We start from the raw sequence: 21700 nt of genomic DNA on the forward strand, positions 1-21700 counted from the left end.
CGAACGTCACTGCGCCGGCGTCGTCAGGAGGTCGCCGTACTTCTCTCCTTTGGGCAACTGCGAGACGACGTTCTGGAACTCCTCCGTCCCGACCGTCTCCACGAGCACGCTCACGACGGCGTGCGTCGCGTTCTCGGAGTCGTCGGAGACAGCGCCGAACTCGCCCGCGTCGGCGACTCGCTCGCGGAACTCCTCGGCGTCGAACTGCTGGGCGTGGGTCGCCTCCGTGAGATGCCGGTCGATCTCGGGGGGCAGCTGGGAGGCGAAGTTCTCCGCCTCGTCTTCGGTGATCCGCTCACCGAACGTCGTCAACACGGCTCGTGTCGCACTCACGGCCTCGCCTCGGGACGCGTAGTCTCCACGATCCTGGACGTTACCGATGAAGGTATCGTGCTTCATGGGTGCCGCGAGGCTACTCGCGTCTCGCTTGTGTGCGTTCTGGCCAGTTGGAACGACACCGCGGTTACGCCGCGTCGACGACGTCCTCGTCTGCGGGCGACCGGGCGTCGTACCGCTCGACCAACTGGTTCAGAACCGACGGGTCGTCCGCACCGGGGAGCGTCGAGTCGGCCGTGCGGCACTCGGCGTCGACGCCGAGGACGTCACAGACGTGGTCGGCCGTCGCCGCCGCCATCATTCGATAGGTGGTGAGTTTGCCGCCGACGACGCTGGCGAAGTTGTCGACGCCGTCCTCGGCGTGGTCGAGCAGGAAGAACCCCCGAGAGATACCACGGGACCCGTCTCTGGAATCCTCGTCCGGCCCGTAGAGCGGCCGGACGCCCCAGTAGGTACGCGACACGTCGAGATCCGCGACCGGCGGGAGCATCCGTCCACACTCCTCGAACATCTTCTCGACTTCCCAGGCCTCCTCGTCGTACTCGTCGGGGTCGTCGACGTCGACGCTCGTCGTCCCCAACACGACCTGCCGGTCGTGCGGGATGACGATGTCGCCGTCGGCCGGGTCGCGGCAGCGGTTGAGCACCGGTCCTAACCCTTCGTAGTCGACGGCGACCATCACGCCCTTGTTCGGACGCATCTCGACGTCGACGCCGGCGAGCGCGGCACACCCGCCGGCCCACGCGCCCGTCGCGTTGACGACGTAGTCGGCTTCGACGGTGTCGTCGACGCTCCCGCCGACGTCGGCGGCGACGATCTCGCCGTCCTCGACGTGGAGGTCCTCGAGCGGCGCGTGGGTGAACACGTCCGCGCCGTGCTCCTCGGCGCTCGCGGCGTTCGCAGCGACGAGTCGCGACGGGTAGATGACGCCGTCGGGGACGGACATCACGCGGTCGACGTCGGCGGCGAGGTCCGGAACCCGCTCGCGGGCCGCCGCGACCGAGATCTCCTCGGCGGGGATGCCGTGTTCGTGGCACGCCGACAGTTTCTCCTCGAAGTACGCCGGGTCGTCGTCCTCGAGCGAGACGAACAGGCCGCCGGTGTCGCGGACGGCGTCGCCAGCGATGTCGCGGATGATCTCGTTCTCGCGGATACACTCCTGTGCGCCGAGCGCGTCGGCCTCGGCGTAGCGGGCGCCGCTGTGCAACAGTCCATGAGAACGTCCGGACGTCCCCGACGAGAGGCCGCCGCGTTCGACGAGCGTGACGTCCACCCCGCGCATCGCGAGGTCGCGGGCGACGCCGACGCCGGTCGCGCCGCCGCCGACGACCAGCACTGTGGTCTCCATAGGTACGACAGTGAACCACACGGACCTAACTTTCGTGGTCACGGTGGAGGCTTCCGACAGCGCGTGTGTCAAGTGCGTAGAGGCCTATCGAGATATCGTCCGTCCAGAGCCTTTTGACGGAAGCGGCGGCCACCACTGCTCGTGCTGTGAGCGTCGCCACGGAGCGTCCGCGAGAGTCCGACACGCCGCTCCGTGAAGTCGCTGCTCGCGCTACCGAGACCAGTGTCGGCTGTCCGCAAAAAATAGCGTCGTCAGCGACGGCTACTCGTCGGTCCGGGCGACGCCGATGGTCACCTCGACGCCCTCGACGTCCCACTCCTCGACGAGGTCGAACACCGCTTCGTCGCCGGCGACGAACTCGTCGGTCCGCGTCTCCTCGGCGATGAACTCCCGGTGCCGGTCGACGAAGCCGGCGACGCGCTCGTCGGCGACGTCGAGCCGCGTTCGGATGGTCTCCTCGACGTCGAGGTCGAGTTGCTTGCGCATCTCCTGGACGCGCCGGACGATGTCGCGGGCGTACCCCTCGGCTTCGATCTCCTCGGTCAGCGTCGTGTCGACGTAGACGCTCCCACCTTCGAAGTCGGCACCGGAGATGCCCTCCGGCGGTTCGGCGTGGTACTCGACCATCTCGTCGGTGAGTTCGACCGTCTCACCGTCGACGTCGATTCCGGCCTCGACCTCGGCGCGGGTCTTCCCCTCGACGGCCTGCATGATCTGCTGCGCTTGGCCGCCGAACTCCGGCCCGATGACGCTCATCTTCGGCTCGGCGTGCTCGACGAGTTCGTCGAACTGCTCGACCACGTCGAGCGACCGCGAGTTGACGCGGTCGAGGAAGAGCTCCTCCAGCGACCGCATCGCGTCGGCCACCGCCTCGTCGTCGCTCTCGACGACGACGCGCGTGACGGGCCAGCGAAGCTTGCGACCGCCCTGTTGGCGGGCGTTGGCGGCCGCCTCCTCGACCTTCCGGAGGACGGCCATGTTCGTCTCCAGCTCCGGGTCGTGGAAGTCGGCGTCGACCTCGGGGTAGTCGAGCATGTGGACCGTCGTCTCCCCCCCGTCGAGATGCTGGTACATCTCCTCGGCGAGATACGGCGTGAACGGCGCGATGAGTTTGACGGACTCGAGGAGCACCGTCGACAGCGTGGCGTACGCGCCGCGCTTCGAGGCGGAGTCCTCCTCCTCCCACATCCGCTCGCGGATCGCCTTCACGTAGAAACGCGAGACGTCCTGGGTCACGAAGTCGAGCAGCGTGTTGAGCGCCTCGTGGATCTCGTAGTCGTCCCACGCGTCTGCCATCTCGCTTTTGACGCTCTGGAGTCGCGAGAGCACCCACTCGTCGACGACGGTGAGCTCTCCGTCGTCGAGGTCTGCCTCCGCCGGCTCGTAGCCGTCGAGTCGCATGTACGGCAGCGGGAAGCGGAAGACGTTCCAGAAGATGTTGAGCCCCGACTGCATGTCGGCGAGCCCCTCCCACTCGAACGAGAGGTCGACGCCCTGCTGGTCGTGGCTCAGGAGGTACGCCCGAAGCGGGTCGCGACCCGCACGCTCGATGGCCTCCTCGGGCGTGACGATGTTACCGACGGACTTGGACATCTTCCGGCCGTCCTTGTCGTTGGCGAACCCGTGCATGATGACCTCCTTGTACGGGACTTCCCCGACCGCGGCAGTTCCCATCCCGAGCTGCGACCAGAACCACCCGCGGGTCTGGTCGTGGGCCTCGATGATGAGGTCGGCGGGCCACAGTTCGTCGAACTGCTCGGTCTGGCTCGGGTAGTCGAGCGTCCCCCACGAGGCGACCGAGGAGTCGATCCACACGTCGAAGACGTCCGGAACGCGCTCGTAAGTGACGCCGTCCTCGGTGATGGTCAGCGGGTCGACCGCGGGTCGGTGGAGGTCCATCTCCTCGGGGTCGACGTCCTGATCGACGCGCTCGGCGAGTTCCTCGCGCGTACCGACGACGACGAGGTCCTCGGGGTCCGGTGTGGACTCGCCCTGCGGCTTCCAGATCGGAAGGGGAATCCCCCAGTAGCGCTGTCGAGAGACGTTCCAGTCGGGTGCATCCTCGACGAAGTTGCGGAAGCGGTTGTCGCGGGCCCACTGCGGGTGCCACTCGCTGTCCTCGATGTTGTCCAGCAGGTCGTCTTTGACGTCCGTGATCGTGATGAACCACTGATCGGTCGCGAGGAAGATGATGTCCGTATCACAGCGCCAACACTGCCCGTAGCGGTGGTGATGCGTGCCGCTGTGGAGGAGCAGTCCCTTCGTCTCGAGGTCGGCGACGATGTCGTCGTTGGCGTCACGGACGAACGTCCCCTCGTACTTCCCGGCTTCGGCGGTGAAGTCGCCGTTGCCGGCGACGGGCGAGAAGACGTCGAGTCCGAGCTCCCGTCCGCGCTCGAAGTCCTCCTGCCCGTGACCGGGAGCGGAGTGAACGAGCCCAGTCCGGTCGGCTTCGACGTAGTCGCCGATGTAGACCTGTCCGGCCCCCTCGAAGGCGGCGTGCTCCGGTACTTCTTCGGCCAGCGGGTGGTCGTACTCCCAGCCGACCATCTCGCTGCCGGCGAACTCGTCGAGCACCTCGTAGTCCTCGTAGCGGCCCTTCTTCAGGACGTCCTCGACGCACGGTTCGGCGACGTAGAGCACCTCGCTGTCGCCGCCTTTCGTCGCCCGGACCTTCTGGTAGGTCATCTCCTCGGCGACGGCGACGAACGTGTTGGCCGGGATGGTCCACGGCGTCGTCGTCCAGATGACGAGGTTCCCCTCCTGGTCCTCCAGGGGGAACTTCACGTAGATACTGGGGGACTCGATCTCGTGGTACTCGACCTCGTTGTCGGCGATGGCCGTCTCACACCGCGGGCACTGGTTGATGGCGCGTTTTCCCTGCTTGACGAGGCCGTTCTCGTGGACGTTCTTGAACGCCCACCACGTCGCCTCCATGTACTCCGGCGACATCGTCTTGTAGGGGTTGTCCCAGTCCATCCAGGCGCCGATGGACTGGAAGTCCTCGTCCATGTTCTCGCGGTTGCGCTCGGCGAACGTCTTACACTCCTCGATGAACTTCTCGACGCCGAACTCCTCGATGTCCTTCTTCGAGTCGAAGCCGAGTTCCTCCTCGACTTTCACCTCGATGGGGAGGCCGTGCATGTCGTAGCCGGGGCGGTCGGTCACCCGATGGCCGGTCATCCGCTTGTACCGGACGACCGCGTCCTTCAGCGTCTTGTTCCACGCCGTCCCCAGATGCATCTGCCCCGAGGTGTACGGCGGCCCGTCGACGAAGAAGAAGGCGGGGTCCTCGGCGTGTGCCTCCTTCGTCGCCTCGTAGGCGTCGTGTTCGTCCCAGTACGACTCCGCCGAGGCCTCGACGTCCTCGGGAGTGTACTGGTCGCTGATATCCTCCATAGAGGGGGAAACTGCCCGTGCGTATATCAAAACGGTGGTGTTGCACGCACGGGTGTCGAGTCGCCTCCCGTCAGTCGAAATCCGGGAGGTCGTCGGGCGCTTCGTACTCCGCCTCCCAGTCGATGTACTCCTCCTTCAGCGTCTCCGAGACGACCTGTCCCAGTTCGGTCAGCCCGGCGTTGATCGAGGAGACCTGCCCCCAACTCGTGAGCTTGGGATGCAGTTGGCGCTCCTTCCAATCCTGGGGAAGTCCCGGTGCGTGGTAGCCGACTCTGTCGGCGAAGTCGTCCCAGAAGAAGTCGAACTGCGGGAGCAGATCGAGATCGAGGACGATCTGCCACTCCTCGGCCGTCACGTCGGTGTGGGCGGCCCACTCGTCGAACGCCTCGTCCCACGCACCCTCCCGGAGGAAGGCGTCCAGCTCGTCGCGACGGTAGTCGGTGTCGCCGAGGATCTCGGCGTCCTCGTACTGGTTGGGGTCGATCTCTTCTAACTCCGGCGGGGCGGGCGTCTCGACGTCGAGGGACATATCCCGATCAGACGACAGCCAGGAGTAAAGTCCCGTCGGGAAGCGGCCGACAGCGAGCACAGGGGCCCCGACCCCACCACTATTACGCTTCGACCGGAAACTACGGTTGATGATAACGAATCGCGACATCAGCTCCGTCGAACTCTTCGAGCAGGCGCTCGACGAGGTCGTCGAGAGCGCACGAGAGAGCGGCGTCTCCGACGCGGCGCTCGCCGAGGCACTTCGAGCCCACGCGGTGAAACTAGATCCCGCCGAGCCGAAGTGACAGACTCGACGACGCACGATGTTTACGTGTGTGACGCCTACACACGACGCATGAAGGCGAGTCGACGTCGGTTCCTCGCGGGACTCGGGAGCGTCGCTCTCGGCGCCTCCGCCGGCTGTTCTTCACCGCGGAGTCGAGCGCCGACAGCGTCGCCGACGGGAGACGACGCGACCTCGCAGGCGACCGTCGGCGACGAACCGTACACCCGTGCCTACCGGTCGGTCGTCGCCTCCGTCGTCCTCGTCCGCGTCTACGGGACCGACGGTCGCGCCGGACAAGGGTCGGGGTTCGTCTACGACGATCGGCATCTCGTCACGAACGAGCACGTCGTCCGCGGGAGTTCGGAGGTACGGGTACGGTTCCGCGAAGGGGAGTGGGCCGTCGCCGACGTCGTCGGGACCGACGTCTACAGCGATCTCGCGGTACTGCGCGTCCCCAACCGTCCGGACTACGCGACGCCGCTGTCGTTGGTCGAGTCGGAACCGCCCGTCGGCACCCGGGTGGTCGCGGTCGGCGCCCCGTTCGACCTCGGCGGCTCCGTCTCCGCCGGCATCGTCAGCGGGCAGGACCGCGCACTTCCGAGCGCCGCCGGGTTCACCATCCCCGATGCGGTCCAGACGGACGCCGCCGTCAACCCGGGCAACAGCGGTGGCCCGCTCGTCACGCTCGACGGCGAGGTGGCGGGGATCATCAACTCCGGCGGCGGCGACAACATCGGCTTCGCCATCTCGGCGGCGCTCGCACGTCGCGTGGTGCCGGCACTCGTCGAGGACGGGAGGTACGACCACCCGTTCGTCGGCGTCCAGTTGCAGGAGGTGTCGCCGCTCGTCGCGGAGGCCAACGACCTCGGCCGTGCCCGCGGCGTCGTCGTCGTCAGGGTGATTCCGGACGGACCGGCGGCGGGCGTGCTCCGTGGAAGCGACGGACGGACGGTCGTTGAGGGGACAGAGGTGCCCGTCGGTGGCGACGTCGTCGTCGGCGTCGACGGGACGACGATCCGGACGCAGGCGGACTTGGGCACGTATCTCGCCTTAGAGACCAGTCCGGGCGACACCGTGATGCTGACGGTCCTCCGGAGTGGGAAACGTCGGCAGGTGGAGGTGACGCTCGGGTCGCGGCCGACGACGGAGCGGGAGTCGTGACAAGAACTAACACCCCCCCAGTCGTTGGTTGTCACACCACGGCGCTGATTAAACACCGAAAGCATAGTTATGAGTTTGATTGCGATCGCGGATATCCAGCACGCCGACCTCGCGTTGGTACCGACTATCAGAGAGTGTTCGTACGTCACTATCAGAGTGGTTCCGCACTCCGGGACGGACCCCGAGACGGACCTCTTCTTCTTCCACGTCGAGTGTGACGACCGCGGGTTCGACGACTTCGACCGGACGATCGAGGCCGACCCGACCGTCGCCGAGGCGATGCGCGTCGCAGACTCGAAGGACACGCGCATCTACCGCCTCCGGCACACGGACGACACGATACTCCTGTCCCCCATCGTGGCGAAACTCGGCGGATTGATGCTCGAGGCCGAGAGCACGCACGGCGCGTGGCGGGTCCGACTCCGTCTCCCCGACCGCGAGGCCGTCGCCTCGCTCTGGGAGTTCTGCGAGGAGGAAGGGATGTCGTTCGAGTTGGTCCAACTGTTCCGTCAGGACGACCACGATCTCGGCATTCAACCCAACCTGACCGAGGCCCAGCGCATCGCACTGGTGACCGCCCACCGAGAGGGGTACTTCGAGGAACCACGCGAAACGTCGCTGGAGGAGTTGGCCGACGAACTCGACATCTCGCCGACGGCCGTCGGCGGCCGCCTCCGGCGAGGGATCAGCCGACTCATCGAGGTGAGCGTCCTCGACGAGTGAGAGAGGAACTCGGTTCGGCGACTCGGTCGGGCGCAGACGATCGTCTCGACGCTCGGCCGGATGCAGTGGTCGTCCCGGCGCTACACCGGGCGCAGGTGGTCGTCCCGTGGTTCGTACAGCCCGCCAGACATCCGCAACTCCTCGACCTCGTCGAACGTTTCGTACATCGAGACGCCCTGTTTACTTCGGACGGCAGTGACGATACCGGTCGGGATGCCGTCGTCGTACTGTTCGTCCAACTGCCACATCACTTCCTTGAGGTCGCCGTCGGTCGGGACGTCGCCCACGTCGTCGGGGTCGAGGTCGGCGCGCTCCCACTCGACTTCGTGTCCCGTGAGACTGTGGTGGCGGCGGGCGAACTCGATCGCTCCGTTCGGTCGGTCGACCGACTTCGACACTTCGCAGTCGGGGCAGGTGACGACGAACGGCGTCTCGCTCTGCTCGTTCTCGTCGTGTGCTTGGCTCATCGGTCTCAGGCGTTGTACGCTTCCTGCGCCAGTCGGTGGAGCTTGTGAACGGTGTGTTCGTTCGGGCCGAGCTGCGCCTGCGAGAGCGCGCCCATCTTCAGCCCGGCGAACTGTCGCTCGACGAGCTCGAAGTCCTCCTCCTGGAGCTGTCGACTCGTCCGGATGAACTCCTCTTCTTCCTCGCTCAGGTCGGGGTCGGCGAAGAAGTAGTCGGCGATGAGGTTGAACCGGTTCTCGTCGATTGGGTCGATGATGTACGTGCCGTAGCCGTCGGCCGTGCCGTACATGTTGACCGTGAAGTTCGGCCAGAAGTAGTAGAAGCGCGCCTCGTGCTCGTCGTGCAGCGACATGTCCGACTCGATGTCCGCCTCGTGGGTGTAGTGGAGCACCCAGTGGTAGTCCTGGACTTCGAGTTCGGACTTGTCGAGCGAGATGCCCTTGATCCAGTCCTGGTGGTTAGCCTGACAGTGGTCACACTCCGAGTAGTTGCCGCCGAACACCTTCCAGTTGCACTCGACCTCCGAGACGATGCGGCGGGCGTGCTCGTACTCGCCGAGTGGCAACTGGTCGAGCTCCTCCTTCATCTTCCCGGCCTGTTCGGCCAGCGGCTTCGGATCGTCTTTGAAGTTGACGAACAGCAGCGGGCCGATGCTGTCGAGGTTAACCTCCATCAGGGCGTTCTCCTCCGAGTCGACGCCGGGCACGTCCTCGTCTTCGAGATCCGGGTTTAGACTCGCCTCCTCGAAACTCTTGGGGGTGCTCCGGAGGTCGCCGTCGAGGTCGTACGTCCAGAGGTGGTACGGACACTGGATGCGCGAGGCGTTGCCGGGGTCGGTCATCGGCGTGTCCTCGACCATCTTCGACCCGCGGTGGGCACAGACGTTGAAGAACGCCCGCACCTCGTCGTCGTGGTCGCGGACGAGAATGATCTGCTTGTCGCCGACGGTCCGGGTGAAGAACTCGCCGGGCTCTTTGATACAGTTCGCGTGTCCCGCGTACACCCAGTACTTCGAGAATACCTTCTCTTTCTCCATCTCCCAGACCTCCGGGTCGGTGAAGTAGTTCGCCGGGAGTGCGTTCGTCTCCTCGGTGATGTCTGGACTGACTGCGCTGACCTGATCCGTTCCGTTGTTCCACCGCGTCATACGATAATGCTACACAGACTCATGGGTAAACGTTCATCGCAGATAGTTAGACCGTTGAAGTGGGGGGTCGAGTTTCGGAGAGCGGACGAGTTCGACTGCACGAGGTTCCGAACGACGTCTCGAACCGGGAGCGACGCCGCCACAATCGGGCCGCAGAAGCGACCCCCACTTGAATCTCCGTGATAATGCGTCCCAACTGTAATGTGGGGGGGTTCCCAACCCCTCGGCGACTATGAGTGTGAGCGACGAGCGCCACGACGTCATCGTCGTCGGCGTCGGCGGCATGGGGAGTGCGACGACGTACCACCTCGCGCGGCGCGGACTGGACGTGCTCGGCCTCGAACGGTTCGACATCCCGCACACGCAGGGGTCGTCGCACGGGATCACGCGTATCATCCGACGCGCGTACTACGAGCATCCATCGTACATCCCGCTCATCGAACGCGCGTACGAGCTCTGGGACGACCTCGCCGAGGAGACGGGACGGGACGTCATCCACCGAACCGGCTCTATCGACGCCGGCCCGGAGGACAACATCGTCTTCCAGGGGTCGAAGGAGTCCTGCGAACAGTACGACATCCCGCACGAGGTACTCACGGGCGCGGAGTTGAACGAGCGGTTCCCCGGTTACAATCTGCCGGACGACTACAAAGGCGTCTACCAGCCGGACGGCGGCTTCGTCGTCCCCGAGCAGGCCATCGTCGGCCACGCGGAGGCGGCGATGGCCGAGGGGGCGGAGATCCGTGCCCGCCAGCGCGTGCAGGGCTGGGAGGAGACGGCCGACGGTGGCGTCCGCGTGGAGACCGCCGAGGGAAGCCACGAGGCCGACCGACTCGTGCTCGCCGCGGGTGCGTGGAACTACAAGTTCGCCGACGCGCTGGAGGGGCTGGCGACGCCGGAGCGACAGGTGCTCGCGTGGTTCCAACCCGAGACGCCACGGCTCTACCAGCCCGACGAGTTCCCCGTCTGGAACCTCAGCGTCCCGGAGGGGCGGTTCTACGGGCTCCCCGTCTACGACGTCCCGGGGATGAAACTCGGCAAGTATCACCACCGCGACGAGGACGTCGACCCCGACGACTGGGACCGCGAACCCAACGCCGAGGACGAACGACTGCTCCGGGAGTTCTCCGAGAAGTACTTCCCCGAGGGGACGGGGTCGACGATGCGACTCGCCACCTGTATGTTCACCAACTCGCCGGACGAACACTTCATCCTCGACACGTTGCCGGAACATCCGCAGGTGACAGTCGGCGCGGGGTTCTCGGGACACGGGTTCAAGTTCGCCAGCGTCGTCGGCGAGATCCTCGCCGACCTCGCCGCCGACGGCGACACCGACCACCCCATCGAGATGTTCCGGCTGAGCCGGTTCGACTGAGGGTATAAAAACACCACAGCTAACGCACCCGGAGGCTTTTGCTCGATTCTCCGGGATTGTTGTACTACCATGAGTGGTAGTGACACACTCCCGTCGTCGGCAGAGACGGTCATCGTCGGCGCCGGTTGTGTCGGTTGCAGTGCGGCGTACCATCTGAGCCAACTCGGTCGAGAGGACGTCGTCGTCGTCGAACAGGGACCGCTGTTCGAGACGGGCGGATCGACGTCGCACGCCCCCGGCCTGGTGTTCCAGACCGCCGGCGACAAACTGATGTCGAAGATGGCGTCGTACACGCGTGACCTCTACACAGAGCTGGACAGCTTCCGCAGCTGCGGCGGCATCGAGATCGCCTACACCGAGGAACGCTGGGACTTCCTCAAGCGAAAACGCGAGTGGGGGCGGTCGTTCGGCGTCGAAGACGGCGAACTCCTCTCACCGGAGGAGGTCGAAGCGGAGATCCCACAGGTGAACGCCGACGTCGTCCACGGCGGGTACTACGTCCCCTCGGACGGGAAGGCCGACGCCGTCGGCGCGTCCGCGGCGATGGCAGAGCGCGCCCGCGAGAAGGGTGTGGAGTTCTACGGCAACACGAAGGTGACCGACCTCGACGTCGAGGACGGCCGAATCCGCGCCGTCGACACCGAGAAGGGTCGCATCGACGCCGATGAGGTGCTCGTAGCGACCAACATCTGGGGGCCGCTGTTCGGTGACATGGTCGACGTCGACATCCCGCTGATGCCGTGCGCCCACCAGTATCTCGTCTCCGACGAGCTCGACGAACTCGCCGGCGCAGACCAGGAGATCGAGCAACCGCTCCTCCGTCATCAGGACGCGTCGCTGTACTTCCGACAACACGGCGAGTCCTACGGCGTCGGCTCGTACAACCACGAACCGCTGCTCGTCGAACCCGAGGACATCTACGGTCCCGACAAACTGGACGATCTCGGTCTCGAATATCCGTCGCTCCGGGAGTTCACGGAGGAACACTTCTACGAGAACACCCACCCGGACCACGACCGGTCGGCGTACGACTGTGCGAAAGAGCTCGTCCCCGCGCTCGGTGACTGCGACTGGGAGACGGAGATGAACGGGATGTTCTGTTTCACCACCGACGGGATGCCGGTCCTCGGCGAGACCGAGGACATCGACGGCCTGTGGTGGGCGCTCGCCGTCTGGGTGACCCAGTCCGGCGGCGTCGGCAACGTCGTCGCCGAGTGGATGGAGAACGGCGTCCCCCGCCTCGACGGCGACCTCGTCGACGTCACCGACGCACACATCTCGCGGTTCCAGGACCACGCCGGCTCCCACGAGTACGTCCGTGACCGCGCGGCACAGCAGTACCAGGAGGTCTATCAGTTGATCCACCCGCGCGAACAGCCGGAGGGAAAGCGCGGACTGCGGCGGAGTCCGTACCACCCGCGACAGGAAGAGCTGGGCGCGGAGTTCTACGACAGCGACGGCTGGGAGTCCGCCCAGTGGTACGCAGCCAACGAGTCACTCGTCGAGGAGTACGACGTCCCCGACCGGCCCGAGTGGCTCTCGCAGAACTGGTCGAAGGCACACGGCGCGGAACACCAGGCCGTCCGCGACCGAGTCGGGATGTACGACCTGACCTCCTTCACTCCCATCGAGGTGACCGGCGACGGCGCCGCCGAGTTCCTGCAAGGGTTGCTCGCGAACGACGTCGACGTCTCACCGGGTCGCGTGCGCTACACACCGATGCTCAACGAGGCGGGTGGCCTGCTCGCGGACCTGACCGTCTCTCGGTTGGCGGAAGACCGGTTCCTCATCCTGACCGGCGGCGGTCGGTCCGGCAGCGAGCAGGGGCGCTGGATCAGCGAACACGCACCCGACGACGTCGACGTCACCGACCGGACCTCGGGGCTGTGCGGCCTCGGCGTCTGGGGGCCGAGCGCCCGCAAGACCCTTGAGGACCTCGTCGAGACCGACCTCTCTCACGACGAGTTCTCCTTCTTCAGCGTCCAGGAGACGCATCTCGGGAGCATCCCGGTCATCATGCTCCGGGTGTCCTACGTCGGCGAACTCGGCTGGGAACTGTACGCGCCGATGGAGTACGGCGCAGAGCTCTGGGACCAAGTGTGGGAGGCCGGCGAGGAGTACGACGTCGTCGCGATGGGCGATGCGACGCTCAACTCGATGAGTCTGGAGAAGGGATTCCGACTGTGGGGGACGGACATCACCCCCGAGTACAACCCCTACGAGGCGGGCATCGGCTTCGCCGTCGACCTCGACACCGACTTCGTCGGCAAGGAGGCGCTCGTCGAAGCGAAAGAGGCGGGGATCGACCAGAAGATCGTCCCCATCACGCTCGACGAACCGGGCGATGTCGTCGACACCGGCCGGCCGGTCGTCGCCGACGACGAGGTGATCGGCTACACGACGCGCGCCGACTACGGCTACAGCATCGACGCCGGCATCGCCTACAGCTACCTGCCGGTCGACTACGCCGAACCGGGGCAGTCCGTCGAGATCGAGTACGAGAACCGCACCTACGAGGCGACGGTCCGGGACGAGCCGCTGTTCGACCCCGACCGCGAGCGAATATTGCGCTAACCAAAGCAAGCAGAAGCGTTCTTCCGACCCCACTCCGAATTCAACATCAACGATGAGCCAGAACCACCTCGCGACAGTCGACTTCGCAGACATCGAACAGGCAGCCGAACGACTCGACGACCCGAGCGTGGTGAAGCGGACGCCCGTCGAGCGGAGCACGTCCCTCGACGAGGTGACGGGCGGCGAGGTCCATCTGAAGATGGAGCATCTCCAGTGGACGGGGTCGTTCAAGACGCGCGGGGCGTACAACAAGATCCGACAGTGCGTCGAGGCCGACGACGTCGAACGGACCGTCGCCGCCAGCGCCGGCAACCACGCGCAGGGCGTCGCGCTCGCATCGACGAAACTCGGCGTCGACTCCACCATCGTCATGCCGAAGACCGCCCCGCAGACGAAGGTCGACGCGACCCGTGGCTACGGAGCGGAGGTGGAGCTCGTCGGGAGCAACTTCCAGGAGGCGATGTCGTTCGCGAAGGAACTCGTGAGCGAGAGCGACGCCGAGTTCGTCCACGCCTACGACGACCCCGCCATCGTCGCCGGCCAGGGAACGCTCGGCGTCGAGATGTACGAGGACCTGCCGGACGTCGACACCGTCGTCGTCCCCATCGGCGGCGGCGGTCTCATCTCCGGCATCGCGACGGCGTTCTCGGAGCTCTCGCCCGACACGCGCATCGTCGGCGTGCAGGCGGTCGGCGCGTCGACCGTCCCCGACAGCCTCGACAAGGGGATTCCACAGACGCTCGACTCGGTCGACACCATCGCCGACGGCATCGCCACCGGCGGCATCTCCGAGCTCACGCTCTCGCTCATCGAGGAGCACGTCGACGAGGTGGTGACGGTCACCGACGGCGAGATCGCTCGAGCCGTCCTCTATCTGCTCGAACGCGCGAAGCAGGTCGTCGAGGGCGCGGGCGCGGCCTCCGTCGCCGCCGTCATGAGCGACGAACTCGACGTCCGCGGCGAGACAGTGATGCCGCTGCTCTGCGGCGGCAACCTCGACATGACGATGCTGAAGACGGTGCTCGTCCACGCGCTGACCGAACGCGAACAGCTGCTCCGCCTGCGCGTCCGCATCGACGACCAACCCGGCAAGATGGAGGAGGTGTCGGGCGTCATCGCCGACCACGGGGCGAACATCCAGACCATCCGCCACGAACGCTCCGCGCCGGAGCTCGACGTCGGCGAGGCCTATCTCGTCTTCCAGATCGAGACGAGCGGGGCCGAACACGCCCGTCGCATCATCCGGACCATCCGCGGTCACGACTACGAGGTCCGCCACATCAACGCCTGAGCGTAGTCTCCGTGCGGTCCGAGGCGGTCTTTTTTCTCCCTCCATCCTTTGACCCCACTTAAGCAGGTTAGTCGAGTAAACCTGCATTTTTATCCGGCATTAGGAGACACCATGGAGTAGTCGTGGCATGAATTATCATACCACGTATCTCGCGGCGGAGTCGACCGACGGTGGCCTCCGTTCGTGGTGAACTGACGCAGTACAATCAACGACAGGACGAAACAGCAGAACCAACAATGAGTCAAGAGCAAAAACGAGGGAAGGTTGGCGAGTTCGTCGACGAGATCGACCCGCTCGTGTTCGGGTTCGGCATCCTGACGGCCGTCGGGTTCCTGATCTACGTCGCCATCGTCGGCCCAGAGCAGGCCGGCTCCCTCATGAGTGGTATCAACAACTGGTTATGGACGAACTTTTCGTGGTTCTATCTCTCGGCGATGTTGATCTTCGTCGGGTTCACCACGTTCCTCATCTTCGGGCCGTGGGGGAAGATCAAACTCGGGCCCGAGGACGCAGAGCCGAAGCACAGTTTCGCGACGTACTTCGCGATGTTCTTCTCGGCGGGTATCGCCGCCGGTATCGTCTTCTGGGGCCCCGCAGAGTCGATCTTCCACTACGGGTACGGCACACCGTTGACGGGTGAGAACGCGGGCGACACGGCGAACATGATCGGCTCGCTACAGTACACCTTCTTCCACTGGGGCATCTCGGCATGGGCAGGGTACCTCATCGTCGGCGTCCCGATCGGCTACTTCGCCCACAAGAAGGGCGCGCCGTTCAAGTTCTCGACGGTCATCGCCCCGCTCATCGGCGTCGAGAACCTCGACGACAGCTACGCGGCGAAGGTGGTCGACCTCGTCGCCGTCTTCGGGACGATGGGCGGGATCGCGACCTCGCTGGGGTTCATCGGCCAACAGTTGCTGATGGGGATGGACTATCAGTTCGGGTCGGTGACGTCGCCGAACCAGGAGGCGTCGGCGCTCCCGCTCGACATCTTCGGGATGCCGCTCGGCGACATCGGCGTCATCGTCGTCATCGTCGGCGTCACGACCGTCTTTACCCTCTCGGTGGTGAGCGGCGTCGAGAAGGGTATCAAGCGACTCTCACAACTGAACGTCATCGTCTTCCTGTTGTTGGGTGTCGCCACGTTCGCCATCGGATTGCTGAACGGACTCGGTTCGTTCGTGCTCAACATCGGTACGCAGGCCATCGGCGAGTATCTCGGTAACTTCATCCAGATGAGCCTGTTCACCGGAGCCGACGGCGGCGGCGAGTTCGTCGGTTCGTGGACCGTCTTCTACTGGGCGTGGTGGTTTTCGTGGGCACCGTTCTCGGGCATCTTCCTCGCGAAGATCTCGAAGGGCCGGACCATCCGCGAGGTGACGTTCGTCGGCGTCATCGCGACGACGCTGGCGACGGTGCCGTGGTTCATGGTGATCGGCGGGATGTCGATGCGACTCCAGCAGCTCGGGCAGGCCGACATCCTCGGGGCGCTCACCCGCTACGGCGGCAACGAGGCCGTCTCGGGCTACCCGCTTTTCGGCGCGCTCGAACCGTTCGGCGCGCTCCTCTCGGGGCTGTTCTTCATGCTCGTGATCACCTTCTTCGTCACCTCCGCCGACTCCTCGACGCTCGGCATCGCGATGCTGACCACGGGCGGGAAGGAGGACCCTTCCGAGATCAACCGCCTCGTCTGGGGTGTTCTACAGGGTCTCGTCGCGGCCGTCCTCATCGTCATCGGCGGGACGAACGCGCTCCAGCAGGCCGCCATCATCACCGGGGGGCCGGTCGCCGTCGTCGGTCTCGTCGGCATCTACGGGATGATAAAGGAGTTCAGCAGCGTCCACGGCCGGGTGCTCGTCCAAGAGGGCGCGGACGTCCGTGGCGACGACATGCTCGTCGGCGGCCGCAAGAGCGGCGGCGGAACCGTCTCGGAAGACGACTGAACCGCTGCGGCGGCGGCCGAGTGAACTCATCTCTCCGCTCTTCTCGCTTCTTCCGACGCCTCAACTCGGCGACGCCTCGGTCGCCGTCGACGGCCGTGTGACGTGGATCCGCGTCCAGTACACCTCCTCGTCGTACCGGACGAGATACGTCCCGTCGACGCTCGGAGGGTCGTCTCCGGTCTCGCTTCCGGCGTACTCGACGTCGTCTCGCGACCGGAAGCGCGATCCCAACCGACGCATCGCGTCGGGGAGCGGGTGGTCGGCGGGGACGACATAGCCGTCGTCTCCGTCGACCGCCTCGGCGACGATCTCCCGTTCGGCCGCCGAGAGTCCCGACAGCGTGAACTCGTACCGTTCGCGGAGCTCGCGTCCGAGCGTCGCCGCGGAGTCGGCGACGACCGAGGCCGTGTACTCGTAGGTCCGCAGCGGCGTCTCGCGGGAGCCGTCGACCGAGAACTCGCCGCGCGTCTCCGCGTCCCAGACGACGACCGAGTACGCCGGGTCGGGGACGAGCGCGGAGTCGGGGACGTGCGCGTCGAGGTAGCGGACCGACGTGCCGAAGCCGAGAAAGCCGGGGTCGTCCCAGCCGCGCCGCTCGAACACCGCTCTATCCACCTCCGGGAGGTCCGCGTACGCGACCGACTCCTCGTCCGCGACGTCTCCCTCGGCCGGGTCCAAGACGACGAAGAACGTCGTCGCCGGTCGCGAGTCGACGACGTCGACCGAGAGTTCGTACACCCCGTCCTCGAAGACGAACGGGCGGTCTGCGGGGAACGGCGGTTCAGTGTCGTCGACTCTCGTCGGCCCGTCGTCGACGGCGGCGCGCACGAGGTCGTACTCGGGGCTCTCCTCGTCGACGCCGCGTCCGTAGGTCCGCCGCGTCGCGATGGTGGCGTCGGAGACCGGTTCCATCCGGAGCGAGGCGGTCGGGAGGGTTCCTACGGCGGTCTCGGCGCCGAAGCCGAGACAGCCGGCGAGTCCGGAGAGCGTGAGGACGGCACCGGAGGCGAGGAGGGTGCGACGGTGCATACCCGAGAGAGCACCGTCCGGAGAGAAAAGTGTCGGGATGACTGAAAGAGCGGCTGTACCTATCGTTCCGGAGAGGGCCGAAGCCAGGACCGACGACTCGGCGGCGACGCTACTCGTAGACGGGGAACTCGTCGCATAGTCGTTCGACGCGCCAACTCGCCTCCCGCTTCACCTCGTCGTCGGTGGGGTCGTCGAGCACGTTCGCGACGACTTCGCCGACAGCCTCCATCTCCTCCTCGCCGAACCCGCGAGTCGTGACCGCGGGCGTCCCGATGCGGATGCCGCTCGTCACCATCGGCGAGCGCGTCTCGCCGGGCACCGTGTTCTTGTTGATCACGAGGCCGACGTCGTCGAGCGCCGCCTCGGCCTCCTTCCCCGTGAGCTCCGGATGCGACTCCCGGAGATCGACGAGGAGGAGATGTTTGTCGGTGCCGCCGGAGACGAGCGAGAGGCCGTGGTCCTGCAGCACCGACGCGAGCGTCTTGGCGTTGTCGACGACCTGCCGGGCGTACTCTTCGAACTCCGGTTCGAGCGCCTCGCCGAAGCCGACGGCCTTGCCCGCGACGTTGTGCATCAGCGGTCCACCCTGCGATCCGGGGAACACCGCGCTGTCGACGTCGTCGGCGTGCTCCTCGGTGCACATGATGATGCCGCCGCGACCGGCGCGGATGGTCTTGTGCGTGCTGCCGGTGACGAAGTCGGCGTGTGGAACCGGGTTGGCGTGGACGCCCGCGGCGACGAGTCCCGTGATGTGGGCGATGTCGGAGAGGTGGTAAGCGTCGACCTCGTCGGCGATCGACTCGAAGCGCTCGAAGTCGAACTCCCGCGGGTACGCCGACGACCCGCTGACGACGAGGTCCGGATCGAACTCGTGGGCGTGCCGAGCCAACTCATCGTAGTCGACGTAGCCCGTCTCGGGGTCGACCTCGTACTGTTCGACGTCGTACAGTTGCCCCGAGAAGTTGACCGCGTGGCCGTGGCTGAGGTGGCCGCCGTGCGAGAGCGACAGCGAGAGGATCTTGTCGCCGGGTTCGAGTACTGAGAAGTAGACGCCCATGTTCGCCTGCGTGCCGGAGTGCGGCTGGACGTTGACGTGCTCTGCGCCCCACAGTTCCTCGGCGCGCTCGATGGCGAGGTTCTCGACCTCGTCGACGTGCTGACAGCCGCCGTAGTAGCGCGCGCCGGGGTAGCCTTCGGCGTACTTGTTCGTGAGAACCGAGCCCTGCGCTTCGAGCACCGCCTCCGAGACGTGGTTCTCCGAGGCGATCATCCCGAGCGCCGACTCCTGTCGTTCGCGTTCGTGGTCGATCGCTTCGCTCACCTTCGGGTCGGTCTGCCGTAGTTCCCGTGCCATATGTTGACGGATTGCGACCGGGTCGGATACCGTTCCGGGTGTTTCACTGAGGGTGTTTTTGACGGGTGACCGAGGAGGGTGCTGACGGCGACCGTTGGCGTTCAAAGACGGGTTGACTGATACAGACGCACGCTTACCTGTGGCCGTGTACACGTTCGGAGTATGCCAGGAATCGTCGAGACCGACGACGCACCCGCCGCAGTCGGCGCGTACAGTCAGGCGACCACGACCGACTCGCTGCTGTTCACCGCCGGACAGTTGCCGTTGACGCCGGAAGGCGAACTGCTCGACGACGAGTCGGTGGCGGTCCAGACCGAGCGCTGTCTCGAGAACGTCGAGGCCATCCTCGCCGCCGAGGGTGCAGCGATGACGGACGTACTGAAGGTGTCTGTCTTCCTCGACGACATCGACGACTTCGAGGAGATGAACGACACCTACGCCGAGTTCTTCTCGGAGTCGCCGCCGGCACGGAGCGCGGTCGAGGTCGGCGAGGTTCCGAAGGGGGCGGCCGTCGAGATCGAAGTCGTCGCCGCACTCGACTGACTCGGCGGCGGACAGACGACTCCGCCGCCCGGCCGACGGCGACACTCCGACGCACAGGCGACGTCCCAGCGACACCCTGACGACGGGACGTTGAAAACCACCTTGCGCTCTGCACCTACACCGACAAGTGTGTCCCGTGCGTAGACGCCGCTGATGGTTCGTTGTCAACGGTGTCGACTCGACTGCGTCGAGACGGACGGCCCGCTGTCGGGCGGCGGCGACGGTCGGGAGCCGACTCTCTGCCCCGTCTGCCGACTCGAACGGTCGTCGCCGGACGTGACGCTTCCTCCGGCGATCTACAGACGGGCGCGACTCCTCCTCGGGTTCGAGACGTCGGCGACGGTCCGGTCGCGACTCGTCGACGCCGTCGAACCGGAGACTGCGCCCGAGTCGGTCGCAGGGGGAGCAGCGACCACGCTTCGCGTCGACCGGCTCCGCCGGATCGGGCGAGTGCTCGGCCTGCAGGCGCAGGAGGCGGAGCAACTCACCGCACGCGAACTGCGCCAGTACGTCGTCGACGCCGCCGACGTCGACGACAGTCCGGCCTCCTCGTTCCGCAAGGAGACGCTGGTGGAGGTGACGGTCCACGTCGCCGACGCCGTCGCCCCGACGGCGGACCGAGGGACCGACGGGGAGCACCGGAGCCCCGACTCGCGCGAGGAGTTCGACCTCTCGCCGTAACCCAACACGCTCATCCCCGGCGACGGAGAACCGTCGTCCAATGAGCGATCTGATGGACACCTACATCGAGAACCGGCATCTCGTCCAGCCGAACCACACCAACAACTACGACGTCGCCCACGGGGGGAACGTGCTGAAGTGGATGGACGTCGTCGGCGCGCTCTCGGCGATGCGGTGTGCGGAGATGACCTGCGTCACCGCGCGGATGGAAGAGGTGAACTTCGTCCAGTCGATCCCCCGCGGGAAGTCCGCACTCATCCAGGCCTACGCCTACGAGACGGGGCGCACGAGCGTCCGCGTCCGGATCAAAGCCTATCGGGAGGACCCCCAGACCGGCGACCGCGAACTAACGACCGAGTCGCACTTCGTCTACGTCGCCATCGACGACGAACTCGAACCGACGCCCGTGCCGGAGCTCACCGTCAGCACCGACGAAGGTGCGGAGCTCCAGCGGGAGGCCCAGATGGACGCCGAAGAGCTCTACAACGGGAACTGAGTCCGAGAACGTCACGGTCAGGTCAGCGTCGAACAGGTTCAGAACCCCGATAGTCGGCCACAAGAGACGATTCTTCGACCGCTATCGTCTTGTATCGGTAGCCGTTACCGCGTCACGTACAGACTGTATGAGCCACGAGTCGCGACAGCTTCGACAGTACGTTGGAATCGGTGCAGGCGTCGCAGGACTGCTCCTCGCCGCCGTTGTCGGTGTGAGCCAGTATCCGAGTCTCGACGCCGTCTCGACGGTGTATCTCAACGTCGGTATCCTCAGCAGTGGCGTCACGTTCGTCAGCGCCTGTTTTCTCTCCTACGAGGCCGCCCGTCGGCTGTTGGGACGACTGCTCGGCGTCGCGGTCGTCGGCGCGGGCGTCGTGCTCGCGAGTTACGGACTACCGGTCGTCGAGGGACTCACCCTCGTCTCGGGTGCGACGCTCGCCGTCGGCGCGGCGGCGCTCAGCGTCGCCGTCGCGACCGGACTCTCCCGACTCGATCGCGAACTCGGGTTGGAGACGACGCCGGAAGAACGCATCCTGACCGCAGAAGAGTATCTCGCCGCCGGGTTCGACGACGACTGAACCGTCAGACGTCCCACTCGTCCGGCTCTTCGTCCGCTCTCCCGCCACCGCCGAGGTCGACCGCCGACGGCGGGCGGCCCGCGCTGTCGAGGATCTCGTCGGAGACCTCGATCGGACAGTCGACGCGGACGGCGAGCGCGACGGCGTCGCTCGGGCGGGCGTCGAAGACGAATTGTCGTGCCTGGCCGCTCTCGTACCGCTCGGCGTCGATCTTCGCGTAGAACGTGTTGTCCGCGAGGTCGTCGATTCTGACGCCGTCGATCGCGCCGCCGAACTCGGTCACCATCTCGACGAGGAGGTCGTGCGTGAGGGGTCGCTCGAACGGCTCGCCGGAGAGGCCGAGTTGGATCGCCTGTGCCTGGTCGCCGGTGACAAAGATGGGGAGGTACTCGCCGCGTGCCGACAGCACCACCGCCGGAACGTTCGCCCCGTCCGGACCGATTCCGACGGCGATGCCCTCCACTTCGGCAGTGTGGTCCATGC

Annotated in this window: 20 protein-coding genes; 11 read left to right on the forward strand and 9 right to left on the reverse strand. The window is 66.0% G+C overall.

The genetic code is table 11. From position 1 onward, the window contains the following. Positions 1 to 6: 6 nt before the first annotated feature. The 4 genes from BSG17_RS12620 to BSG17_RS12635 all read right to left on the reverse strand — a co-directional run bounded on the left by BSG17_RS12620 (position 7) and on the right by BSG17_RS12635 (position 5612). Entirely contained in the window at positions 7 to 399 is a 393-nt protein-coding gene (locus tag BSG17_RS12620; RefSeq protein ID WP_089824586.1) for a DUF2267 domain-containing protein, read from the reverse strand. A gap of 64 nt (positions 400 to 463) precedes the next feature. Beyond that, complete coding sequence (locus tag BSG17_RS12625; RefSeq protein WP_089824588.1) at positions 464 to 1684, reverse strand: FAD-dependent oxidoreductase; 1221 nt, start codon at positions 1682 to 1684, stop codon at positions 464 to 466. Positions 1685 to 1945: 261 nt separating this feature from the next. Beyond that, on the reverse strand, positions 1946 to 5083 hold the full coding sequence (ileS, locus tag BSG17_RS12630; RefSeq protein ID WP_089824590.1) for an isoleucine--tRNA ligase: 3138 nt from the start codon (positions 5081 to 5083) through the stop codon (positions 1946 to 1948). Between the two features lie 70 nt (positions 5084 to 5153). Continuing rightward, complete coding sequence (locus BSG17_RS12635; RefSeq protein ID WP_089824591.1) at positions 5154 to 5612, reverse strand: DUF7992 family protein; 459 nt, start codon at positions 5610 to 5612, stop codon at positions 5154 to 5156. A gap of 109 nt (positions 5613 to 5721) precedes the next feature. On the opposite strand from BSG17_RS12635, the gene BSG17_RS27030 reads away from it, so the two are divergent. The 3 genes from BSG17_RS27030 to BSG17_RS12645 all read left to right on the forward strand — a co-directional run bounded on the left by BSG17_RS27030 (position 5722) and on the right by BSG17_RS12645 (position 7742). Beyond that, entirely contained in the window at positions 5722 to 5877 is a 156-nt protein-coding gene (locus BSG17_RS27030) for a hypothetical protein (RefSeq protein WP_170864796.1), read from the forward strand. Positions 5878 to 5927: 50 nt separating this feature from the next. Then, positions 5928 to 7019, forward strand: coding sequence for a S1C family serine protease (locus BSG17_RS12640; protein ID WP_089824593.1), 1092 nt, complete (start codon positions 5928 to 5930; stop codon positions 7017 to 7019). A gap of 69 nt (positions 7020 to 7088) precedes the next feature. After that, positions 7089 to 7742, forward strand: coding sequence for a helix-turn-helix domain-containing protein (locus BSG17_RS12645; RefSeq protein ID WP_089824595.1), 654 nt, complete (start codon positions 7089 to 7091; stop codon positions 7740 to 7742). Between the two features lie 80 nt (positions 7743 to 7822). Here the strand turns inward: BSG17_RS12645 and BSG17_RS12650 are convergent, their stop codons facing one another. Both BSG17_RS12650 and BSG17_RS12655 read right to left on the reverse strand, forming a co-directional pair. Next, positions 7823 to 8209: a hypothetical protein gene (locus BSG17_RS12650; RefSeq protein WP_089824597.1), complete on the reverse strand. Its 387-nt coding sequence runs from the start codon at positions 8207 to 8209 to the stop codon at positions 7823 to 7825. Between the two features lie 5 nt (positions 8210 to 8214). Then, the gene (locus tag BSG17_RS12655; protein WP_089824599.1) at positions 8215 to 9354 is read right to left on the reverse strand and encodes an aromatic ring-hydroxylating oxygenase subunit alpha; all 1140 of its coding nucleotides are present in this window, start codon (positions 9352 to 9354) and stop codon (positions 8215 to 8217) included. Between the two features lie 232 nt (positions 9355 to 9586). Between BSG17_RS12655 and solA the strand changes: the two genes are divergently transcribed. The 4 genes from solA (at position 9587) to BSG17_RS12675 (ending at position 16537) form a co-directional block, all read left to right on the forward strand. Continuing rightward, entirely contained in the window at positions 9587 to 10729 is a 1143-nt protein-coding gene (gene solA / locus BSG17_RS12660) for an N-methyl-L-tryptophan oxidase (RefSeq protein WP_089824601.1), read from the forward strand. Positions 10730 to 10798: 69 nt separating this feature from the next. Next, positions 10799 to 13303 (forward strand): GcvT family protein, encoded by a 2505-nt coding sequence (locus BSG17_RS12665; protein WP_089824603.1) that lies wholly within the window; start codon positions 10799 to 10801, stop codon positions 13301 to 13303. A gap of 52 nt (positions 13304 to 13355) precedes the next feature. After that, positions 13356 to 14594: a threonine ammonia-lyase gene (gene ilvA, locus BSG17_RS12670; RefSeq protein ID WP_089824604.1), complete on the forward strand. Its 1239-nt coding sequence runs from the start codon at positions 13356 to 13358 to the stop codon at positions 14592 to 14594. 236 nt (positions 14595 to 14830) lie between these two features. Further along, the gene (locus BSG17_RS12675) at positions 14831 to 16537 is read left to right on the forward strand and encodes a BCCT family transporter (protein ID WP_089824606.1); all 1707 of its coding nucleotides are present in this window, start codon (positions 14831 to 14833) and stop codon (positions 16535 to 16537) included. Between the two features lie 60 nt (positions 16538 to 16597). Here BSG17_RS12675 and BSG17_RS27790 read toward each other — a convergent pair whose 3' ends face one another. Both BSG17_RS27790 and BSG17_RS12685 read right to left on the reverse strand, forming a co-directional pair. Next, positions 16598 to 17566, reverse strand: a complete 969-nt coding sequence (locus BSG17_RS27790) for a hypothetical protein (protein ID WP_089824608.1) — start codon at positions 17564 to 17566, stop codon at positions 16598 to 16600. A gap of 109 nt (positions 17567 to 17675) precedes the next feature. Further along, positions 17676 to 18920, reverse strand: a complete 1245-nt coding sequence (locus BSG17_RS12685) for a serine hydroxymethyltransferase (protein WP_089824610.1) — start codon at positions 18918 to 18920, stop codon at positions 17676 to 17678. Between the two features lie 162 nt (positions 18921 to 19082). Between BSG17_RS12685 and BSG17_RS12690 the strand changes: the two genes are divergently transcribed. The 4 genes from BSG17_RS12690 to BSG17_RS12705 all read left to right on the forward strand — a co-directional run bounded on the left by BSG17_RS12690 (position 19083) and on the right by BSG17_RS12705 (position 21217). Beyond that, positions 19083 to 19463: a Rid family detoxifying hydrolase gene (locus BSG17_RS12690; protein WP_089824612.1), complete on the forward strand. Its 381-nt coding sequence runs from the start codon at positions 19083 to 19085 to the stop codon at positions 19461 to 19463. A gap of 153 nt (positions 19464 to 19616) precedes the next feature. Continuing rightward, positions 19617 to 20144: a hypothetical protein gene (locus tag BSG17_RS12695; RefSeq protein WP_089824614.1), complete on the forward strand. Its 528-nt coding sequence runs from the start codon at positions 19617 to 19619 to the stop codon at positions 20142 to 20144. Positions 20145 to 20184: 40 nt separating this feature from the next. Then, positions 20185 to 20640, forward strand: a complete 456-nt coding sequence (locus BSG17_RS12700; RefSeq protein ID WP_089824616.1) for an acyl-CoA thioesterase — start codon at positions 20185 to 20187, stop codon at positions 20638 to 20640. Positions 20641 to 20767: 127 nt separating this feature from the next. Next, positions 20768 to 21217 carry a hypothetical protein gene (locus tag BSG17_RS12705; RefSeq protein ID WP_089824618.1) on the forward strand — a complete coding sequence of 150 codons (450 nt, stop codon included), beginning with the start codon at positions 20768 to 20770 and terminating at the stop codon, positions 21215 to 21217. A gap of 4 nt (positions 21218 to 21221) precedes the next feature. On the opposite strand, the gene BSG17_RS12710 is transcribed toward BSG17_RS12705, so the two are convergent. Beyond that, the gene (locus BSG17_RS12710) at positions 21222 to 21698 is read right to left on the reverse strand and encodes a bifunctional nuclease family protein (protein ID WP_089824725.1); all 477 of its coding nucleotides are present in this window, start codon (positions 21696 to 21698) and stop codon (positions 21222 to 21224) included. Positions 21699 to 21700 lie beyond the last annotated feature (2 nt).

Origin of the sequence: Halogranum amylolyticum, assembly GCF_900110465.1 — an archaeon.
In the GTDB taxonomy this organism is placed as follows: domain Archaea; phylum Halobacteriota; class Halobacteria; order Halobacteriales; family Haloferacaceae; genus Halogranum; species Halogranum amylolyticum.